The following is a 6,695-nucleotide window of genomic DNA, read 5'->3' as shown; positions in this document are numbered from 1 at the left end:
ACTGGGAGAGGATCCCCGCTGACCGTTCGACCTGCATGATCCACGGGGACGCCTGGCGCGGCAATTGCGCCGTCACCAGTGACGGACGAAGTTTTCTCCTCGACTTTGAACGTAGCTCTCTTGGGCAGCCGGAATGGGACTCAACGTCCACGGCTGTGGCCATCGATACGTTCGGAGCGCTTACGCCGGAGGACTACAACAGGTTCTGCCTCGCGTATGGATCGGACGTGCGGGTGTGGGCCGGTTATCCGACCATGCGCAGCATCCGTGAATTGCGGCTAGTGACATTCGCTCTGCAAGCCGCCGACCAGGACCCGTCTGCGCTTGAACAAGCACAGTACCGCATTGCCTGCGTGCGTGGTCTTCGTGGGCCGCGACCGTGGGCATGGTCTTCCGCGGGCTGATGTACTCCGCTCCAGGCGGAAGCATGTCATTTGGCGGAAGTACGTGTGCAAGCGATCGGGGCGCCTGACGCAACCGAGCCCCCTCGCCGGACGAATGCCAGGCGGCTGCGCGAACCGAAGTGGGTAGGGCCCTTGCGAAGAAGCCGGCCCGGCTGAGCCAGGGCCGGGGGCCGAGCAGTTCGCGCGCCGGGACAGGCGTGGCGTCCCGCGGTACTCGACGTACTCGACAAGCTCGTTGTTCGGGCGAGGTCCCGGAGGAGACGATCACGGTCTCCTTCTCCGGTTCGGCACGGTAGGCGTTGTTGACCTCGTACCGGCGCGTGCTGGGTGGGCTCTCGGTCTTCAGCTCGCCGGGCGGGCCGATGTACGGCAGCGGCGAGAGGTGCACGACGACCACGTCGCCCCGGCAGACCTCGTGCCGTACCTGCCGGACGACGCCAGAGACGGCCGCGACTCAATGTCGGCCACGCGCCCGCCCACCTCGGCGATCAGCACGTCCGCGACGCCGGCCGCCATCGGCCGGATCGCGGCTTGATCTCTGCCGTGGCCGGGACGGCGCCGGTGTGCGGGCAGGCGGGTGTGGATGTGGTCGTGGTGGCGGAGCGGGTCGAAGGGCTCCCAGTCGGCCACGGCGAGATCACCGGCCGTAGGGGTGGCGTCATGCTGCAGACACCGCTGGCTGCGCCAGCGCAACTGTTCCTGGTAGGGCAGCGCGGACAGGCTGTAGACGGCCATGACGTCCGACGGCAACGCCAGTTGACCGCGCCGTACGCTCACGGGCACCAGACTCCACACGCCACGCAGAGCACCAGGGCCGATCACCTTGGCACTGCAGCGCACGCGGCGCCGGGTCTGGGTGACGCACTGGATCTCCTCGATGGGGCAGGACGCCAGGTAGCGCAGGTACAGCAGCTGCACCACGGGCCTGGCCGGGCGGCAGACCTCCTCACCCGGTCGCGGGCTGTTCGGCGGCGGGGCCGCCGAGGGGGCGAAGACCCCGGCATCCAGCAGTCTGCGCGTGCGCAGCGCAAGAGACCGACGCAGCCCCGAGAGCTGCCGCGCGTCCGGCGGCGCCGGACACGCGGGACACAGCACGGCGTGCGGCAGGCGGCACCAGCTACTCCCGTCGCCCGAGGGATGAGCGACACCAGAGCTGACGTGCCAGCGGCAGGACTCCGGCACCCGGTTGGCGGGCATCTCGTGCGGATGCAGCCGCACCCGGCGCTCCGCGGTGGCGCCGGACGGGCGTGGTCATTCCCATCGCCTCCTTCTCGTGATCTCGTCGCCCGCTGGGTGTCATGCGAGCCAAGCGGACTCCTTCGGACGGGTGTGCGGGGAGCTGTCGGTGCCGCCGGGCGCGGCCGTGTGGCCCAGGTAGCGGTGCACGAAGTGGATGCTCATCGCGCCTTCGCCGACCGCGGAGGCCACACGCTTCACCGAGCCGCTGCGGACGTCACCGGCGGCGAAGACACCAGGCATGCTGGTCTCCAACGTCAGGCAGTCGCGGCCCTGGCTCTGCCACAGCTCGGGAACGGAGCACGCCTGCGCCTCCGCGCCGGTGAGCACGTAACCGCGCGCGTCGAGGGCAAGCGCGCCGGACAGCCAATCGGTGTGAGGATCTGCGCCGGTGAAGACGAAAAGGGCCCGCACCTCGAGGTGGCGGTGCTCGCCCGTACGGTGGTCGACCACGGTGACCGCCTCCAGCGCCTTGTCACCGAGTGCCTCGGTCACCTCGGTGTGCAGCAGGACGCGCACCCGCGGGTGGCGCTCGATCTGATCGATCAGGTAGCGGGACATGTGCGCCTCGAGGCTCGGCCCACGGACGAGCAGATACACCTGCGGTGCGTACCCGGCCAGGAAGAGCACGGCCTGGCCCGCGGAGTTGCCGCCGCCGACCACCGCCACCGGGTCGGTACGGCACTGCTGGGCCTCGTAGACGGTCGCCGAGTAGTGGACGCTCGAGCCCTCCAACAGTTCGATGCCGGGCACATGGAGGCGGCGGTAGCGGGCGCCGGTGGCCAGGACGACGGTACGGGCGGTGATCTCGCTGCCGTCGGCGAACCCGACGGCGTAGTGGCCGTCCCGCCGTTCGAGCCGGGCCGCCTCCGCAGGGACGCTGATCCGGGCGCCGAACTTGTCCGCCTGGAGCACAGCGCGCTCGGTGAGTTCGGCGCCGGAGATGCCGGAGGGGAAGCCGAAGCAGTTGTCGATGCGGGAGGACGTCCCGGCCTGGCCGCCGGTGGCCAGCGCCTCGACCACGGTCGTGCCGAGGCCCTCCGAGGCGGCGTTCACCGCGGCGGCGAGACCTGCCGGACCGGAGCCGACGATGAGGAGATCGCCGCGGCCGTTGCCCCATTCCAGGGGCGGCAGACCGATGAACCGGGCCAGTTCGGCGTTGCTCGGATTGCGCAGCAGGGTCGTGTCCCGCCAGATCACCAGCGGCGTCTGCTCCGGACCGACCGCGAAGCGGCGCAGCAGCGCCTCGGCCTCCTCGTCCGTCTCCAGATCGATCCAGCGGTGCGGCAGCCGGTTGCGGGCGGCGAACTCGCGCAGGCGCCGGGTGTCGGGCGAGTAGCGCGAGCCGATGATGCGGAAACCGGCGCCCTGCCCGACGAGCAGAGCGCGGCGGCCCAGGCAGGCGCGCAGCACCACATCACCAAGGGTGGAGTCCCGGGTCACCAGGTCACGCAGCTGATCCATGGACAAGGCGAGGATCTCGCCGGGGTCCCTGACCACGGCGGTGTAGAAGGCCACCTGTCCGTTCAGGAGGCCGAGTTCGCCGATGAAGCGGCCAGGGCCGTGCACACGCAGCAGGCGTTCGCCGGGCGTGCCGTAGCCCTCGACGATGGCGACCGAGCCACTGAGGAGAACGTAGAACGTCTCGCACCGCTCCCCCTCCCGGATCAGCACGCCACCGGCGTCAACCGCGCGCCGTCGACCATGCCGCGCCAAGCGGGCCATCTGATCCTCCGACAGGCGGGGATAGGCGCCGTAGATGTCGGGGGTCTCGAAGGGAACGCTCTCCTCCGCCTCGTCCGGCACCGGCGCCGCGCCCGGCCGCGTCTCGTCGCCGGGCATCACACGAAAGCCTCATGGACGAAGCACCACCGCCAGTCCTCGCCGGGCTCCAGCGACGCCACGATCGGATGGCCGTCGGCGGCGGCGTGACGGCGGGCGTGCCGGTTCGGCGAGGAATCGCAGCAGCCGACGTGCCCGCAGGTCAGGCAGAGCCTGAGGTGGACCCAGGGGGAACGCGTGGCCAGGCATTCCTCGCACCCTGGGGCGCGCGGGGTGACGGGGCGTACGAGGGCGAGGTGGGGGTCGGTCCGTACAGTCATGGCTGATCACCCTTTCCCGGCAGGTTCGCGGCCCGCGATCGACTGCTCCACCCACCGCCGCAGAGCAGGGGCTGGTGCGGCACCCGACTGCCGGGCGATGGTCTGTCCTTTGTCGAGGACCAGCAGCGTCGGTACCGCCTGGACCTCGAACCGCCGCGCCAGACGCGGGTTCTTGTCGATGTCGACCTTGACCAGCTTGATCTTTCCCGCGAGATCGGCGGCGACCTCCTCCAGCGCGGGGCTCACCATGCGGCAGGGGCCGCACCAGGTGGCCCACAGGTCGACGACGACGGGCACGGTGGCCTGCTCGACGACCTCGGTGAAGTCGTCGTCGCCCGCGTCGGCGATCCACGGCAGAGGCTGCTTGCAGTTGCCGCACCTGGGGCGGCCCTCGGCGGCCGCGGGCACCCGGTTGGTGCGTCCGCAGTGCGGGCAGGCGACGTTGGTGGCTTGCACGGTACTCATGCCGCCCTCGCTCCCTTCACGTCCCCGGGTTGGTCGTAGGTGACCACCAGCTCTCCGTGCTCGGCGTCGACGCGGACCTTCGCGCCGTCCTGGACGTCGCCGCGCAGCAGGGACCGCCCGACCAGCGTCTCGACCTCGTGGGAGATGTAACGCCGCAGCGGCCGGGTCCCGTAGACCGGGTCGTAGCCCTGGTGGGCGATCAACTCACGTGCAGCGTTGGTGAGTTCGATGGTGATGCGGCGTTCGGCGAGGCGGCGGCGCAGTTCGTCGAACTGCAGCTCCACGATCCGCTCGATCTGGCGCTCACCGAGCGGCTTGAACAGCACGATGTCGTCGACGCGGTTGAGGAACTCCGGGCGGAAGTGCCCGCGCAGCTCGCCCATCACCAGGGCGCGGGCGTCCGGCTTGATCTCACCCTCGGCGGTGGCGCCGTCGAGAAGGTGCTCGGAGCCGATGTTGGACGTCATGATGATCACGGTGTTGCGGAAGTCGACGGTGTGGCCCTGGGCATCGGTGATGCGGCCGTCGTCGAGGATCTGCAGCAGGGTGTTGAAGACGTCGGTGTGCGCCTTCTCGATCTCGTCGAACAGCACAACGGAGTACGGCTTGCGGCGTACGGCCTCGGTGAGCTGGCCGCCTTCCTCGTAGCCGACGTATCCGGGCGGTGCGCCCATGAGCCGGCTGACGGTGTGCCGCTCCTGGTACTCGCTCATGTCGAGGCGGACCATGTTCTCCTCGGAGTCGAACAGGGCCCGGGCGAGGGTCTTGGCCAGCTCGGTCTTCCCGACGCCGGTGGGGCCGAGGAAGATGAACGAGCCGATGGGGCGGCGAGGGTCGCGGATGCCGGAGCGGGCGCGGATGATGGCGTCGGCGACGAGCTTGACGGCCTCGTCCTGGCCGATGACGCGCTCGCGCAGGATCTCGTCGAGGCGCAGCAGTTTCTCGCGTTCGCCCTCCTGGAGGCGGGCGACGGGGATGCCGGTCCAGGCGGCGACGATCTCGGCGATCTCCTCCTCGGTGACGACCTCGCGCAGCAGCCGGTTCTGCCCCTGTTTGGCGGCCAGTTGCTCCTCCTCTGCGGCGAGTCGGCGCTCCAGCTCCTGGAGGCGGCCGTAGCGGAGTTCGGCGGCGCGGTTGAGGTCGTAGGTGCGTTCGGCCTCCTCCGCCTCGTGGCGGACCTGCTCCAGTTCCTGTCGCAGTTCCTGCACGCGGCGGATCGCCTGCCGCTCGGCCTCCCACTGGGCGTGTTTGGCGTCGGCCTCGCCGCGCAGGTCGGCCAGTTCCCTGCGCAGCTCCTCCAGGCGGGCTTTGCTGGCAGGGTCGCTCTCCTTGGAGAGGGCCGCCTCCTCGATCTCCAGGCGGGTGACGCGGCGGGTGATCTCGTCGAGTTCGGCGGGCATCGAGTCGATCTCGGTACGCAGCCGGGCGCACGCCTCGTCGACGAGGTCGATGGCCTTGTCGGGCAGGAACCGATCGGTGATGTAGCGGTGGCTGAGGGTAGCCGCGGAGACCAGCGCGGTGTCCTGGATCTTCACGCCGTGGAAGACCTCCAGGCGTTCGCGCAGTCCACGCAGGATGGAGATGGTGTCCTCCACGCTCGGCTCGTCGACCAGGACCTGGTGGAAGCGGCGTTCGAGGGCGGCGTCCTTCTCGATGTGCTTGCGGTACTCGTCGAGGGTGGTGGCCCCGATCATGTGGAGTTCGCCGCGGGCGAGCATCGGCTTGAGCATGTTGCCCGCGTCCATGGCCCCCTCGGCGGCGCCCGCGCCGACGACGGTGTGCAGCTCGTCGACGAAGAGCAGGATGCGTCCCTGGGCGGCCTTGACCTCGCTGAGCACGGCCTTGAGGCGCTCCTCGAACTCACCGCGGTACTTGGCACCGGCGACCAGGGAACCCATGTCGAGGGCGAACACGATCTTGTCGCGAAGTCCTTCGGGCACGTCGCCGCGGACGATGCGCTGGGCGAGGCCCTCGACGATGGCAGTCTTGCCGACGCCGGGGTCGCCGATCAGGACAGGATTGTTCTTGGACTTGCGGCTGAGGATCTGGGTGACGCGGCGGATCTCGGCATCCCGGCCGATGACGGGGTCGAGCCGCCCGGCCCTGGCCTCGGCGACCAGGTCACGGCCGTATTTCTCCAGAGCCTCGTACGCCACCTCGGGGTTGGCGGAGGTCACGCGCTGGTTGCCGCGGACCTGGGTGAGCGCGCCGAGGAAGGACTCCCGGGTCACGCCGTGCTCCTTCAGTAGGCGCCCGGCGGCGGTCGCCGAGCCCTCCTCGGCCAGGGCCAGCAGCAGGTGTTCCACGGACACGTACTCGTCCTTGAGGCGTTTGGCCTCCCGCTCTGCCGCGTCCAGCAGCCGGGCCAGGCGCTGGGTGACGAAGACCTGGCCCGGCGCCGCGCCCGGGCCGGTCACCTTGGGCCGGCGGGAGAGCTCCTCACGTACGGCCGCCCGCAACTCGTTGGGCTCGGTCCCCGCCTGCTGCA

At 70.2% G+C, this 6,695-nt stretch carries 5 protein-coding genes and 2 pseudogenes; 1 reads left to right on the top strand and 6 read right to left on the bottom strand.

Annotation, left to right across the window (positions count from 1 at the left end):
- On the top strand, positions 1–404 hold a 404-nt coding region (locus VIW71_RS11090; protein ID WP_331621925.1), incomplete at its 5' end, for a phosphotransferase family protein.
- Between the two features lie 317 nt (positions 405–721).
- Here the strand turns inward: VIW71_RS11090 and VIW71_RS11085 are convergent.
- The 6 genes and pseudogenes from VIW71_RS11085 to clpB form a co-directional block, all read right to left on the bottom strand.
- A pseudogene (locus VIW71_RS11085) lies at positions 722–929 on the bottom strand (CTP synthase); the annotation flags it as partial.
- A 537-nt stretch (positions 930–1,466) separates the two neighbouring features.
- Positions 1,467–1,601 (bottom strand): annotated as a pseudogene (locus VIW71_RS11080) (DUF6083 domain-containing protein); the annotation flags it as partial.
- Positions 1,602–1,700: 99 nt separating this feature from the next.
- Positions 1,701–3,482, bottom strand: a complete 1,782-nt coding sequence (locus tag VIW71_RS11075; protein ID WP_331621924.1) for an FAD-dependent oxidoreductase — start codon at positions 3,480–3,482, stop codon at positions 1,701–1,703.
- Entirely contained in the window at positions 3,482–3,742 is a 261-nt protein-coding gene (locus VIW71_RS11070; protein WP_075033266.1) for a UBP-type zinc finger domain-containing protein, read from the bottom strand. Before VIW71_RS11070 ends, VIW71_RS11075 begins: the two co-directional genes overlap by 1 nt.
- Before the next feature lie 6 nt (positions 3,743–3,748).
- Entirely contained in the window at positions 3,749–4,207 is a 459-nt protein-coding gene (trxA, locus tag VIW71_RS11065; protein WP_331621923.1) for a thioredoxin, read from the bottom strand.
- A partial coding sequence (gene clpB, locus VIW71_RS11060; protein ID WP_331621922.1) for an ATP-dependent chaperone ClpB occupies positions 4,204–6,695 on the bottom strand: 2,492 nt, incomplete at its 5' end. The genes clpB and trxA, both read right to left, overlap by 4 nt.

It is taken from the genome of Streptomyces sp. (assembly GCF_036524955.1).
In the GTDB taxonomy this organism is placed as follows: domain Bacteria; phylum Actinomycetota; class Actinomycetes; order Streptomycetales; family Streptomycetaceae; genus Actinacidiphila.
Note: the sequence above shows the minus strand (reverse complement) of the source record. Positions and strands in the feature narration are given on the sequence as shown.

Bases quoted from the DNA above. Each gene is read 5' to 3' on its own strand.
- VIW71_RS11075 (WP_331621924.1), bottom strand. From the start codon at position 3,482: ATGCCCGGCGACGAGACGCGGCCGGGCGCGGCGCCGGTGCCGGACGAG.
- VIW71_RS11070 (WP_075033266.1), bottom strand. From the start codon at position 3,742: ATGACTGTACGGACCGACCCCCACCTCGCCCTCGTACGCCCCGTCACC.
- trxA (WP_331621923.1), bottom strand. From the start codon at position 4,207: ATGAGTACCGTGCAAGCCACCAACGTCGCCTGCCCGCACTGCGGACGC.